This is a genomic window from Inquilinus sp., assembly GCF_057815775.1.
This window is the reverse complement of the sequence record NZ_JBYRFX010000349.1, coordinates 1-1555: the sequence shown is the minus strand read 5'-3', so window position 1 is coordinate 1555 and position 1555 is coordinate 1. Positions and strand designations below refer to the sequence as shown.

Annotated in this window: 1 protein-coding gene; it reads right to left on the bottom strand. The window is 70.5% G+C overall.

Annotated elements, in window-relative coordinates; translation table 11 throughout:
• On the bottom strand, window positions 1-1555 hold a 1555-nt coding region (locus tag AC3XYG_RS12530), incomplete at both ends, for a helix-hairpin-helix domain-containing protein (RefSeq protein ID WP_489140169.1).

Below are 1555 nucleotides of genomic sequence, written 5' to 3'. Positions count from 1 at the left end.
GCACCGCCCTCGCGGCGCGGCGGCCGGGCCGCGCCGTCATCGTCCAGCCGCATGGTCAGGCCGATGCGCTTCCGCTGCGGGTCGACCTCCAGCACCTTGACCTTCACCACGTCGCCCGGCTTGGCCACCGTGCGCGGGTCCTTCACGAAGGTCTTGGACATGGCGGAGATGTGCACCAGCCCGTCCTGGTGCACGCCGATGTCGACGAAGGCGCCGAAGGCCGCGACGTTGGTCACCACGCCTTCCAGCACCATGCCGGGCTGCAGGTCGGACAGCTTCTCGACGCCCTCCTTGAAGGTCGCGGTCTTGAAGCCGGGGCGCGGGTCGCGGCCGGGCTTTTCCAGCTCGCGCAGGATGTCGGTCACCGTCGGCACGCCGAAGCTGTCGTCGGTGAAGGCCTCCGGCGACAGGCCGCGCAAGGTGGCGGCATCGCCGATCAGCGCCTTGATCTCGCCGCCCGTCGCCTCGATGATCCGGCGCACCACCGGATAGGCTTCCGGATGCACGCCGGAGGCGTCGAGCGGGTCGTCGCCGCCCGGGATGCGCAGGAAGCCGGCGCATTGCTCGAACGCCTTGGGCCCGAGCCGCGGCACGTCCTTCAGCGCGGTGCGCAGGCGGAACGGGCCGTTGGCGTCGCGGTGCTGCACGATGTTCTGGGCCAGGCCTTCGCCGACGCCGGAGACCCGGGCCAGCAGCGGCGCCGAGGCGGTGTTGAGGTCGACGCCGACCGCGTTCACGCAATCCTCGACCACGGCGTCGAGCGAGCGCGACAGCTTCGCTTCGCTGAGATCGTGCTGGTACTGGCCGACGCCGATCGATTTCGGGTCGATCTTCACCAGCTCCGCCAGCGGGTCCTGCAGCCGGCGGGCGATCGAGACCGCGCCGCGCAGCGTCACGTCCAGCTCCGGCAGCTCCTGCGAGGCGAAGGCCGAGGCGGAGTAGACCGAGGCGCCGGCTTCGGACACCACTGCCTTGGTCAGCGTCAGATCCGGGTGCAGCTTCATCAGCTCGGCCGTCAGCCGGTCTGTTTCACGTGAAGCAGTGCCGTTGCCGATGGCGACCAGGTCGACGGCGTGAGTCTTGGCCAGATCGGCCAGGGTGGCGATCGATTCGTCCCAGCGCTTCTGCGGCTCATGCGGGAAGATCGCGATGGTGGCGACGACCTTGCCGGTGGCGTCGACAATGGCGACCTTCACACAGGTGCGGAAGCCGGGGTCGAGGCCCATGGTGGCGCGGGTGCCGGCCGGCGCCGCCAGCAGCAGGTCGCGCAGGTTGCCGGCGAAGACCTTGACCGCCTCCTCCTCCGCCGCCTGCCACAGCCGCAGCCGCAGGTCGATGTCGAGATGGACCAGGATCTTGGTGCGCCAGGCCAAGCGCACCGTCTCGGCCAGCCAGGCATCGCCCGGCCGGCCCTGGGCGACGACGCCGAAGCGATGGGCGATGCGCTGCTCGTACAGGCCGGGCGCCTTGTCCTCGGGTGCCTGCTCCGGCTCCAGCGTCAGCGACAGCACCTCCTCCTTCTCGCCTCGGAACAGGGCGAGGATGCGGTGCGACG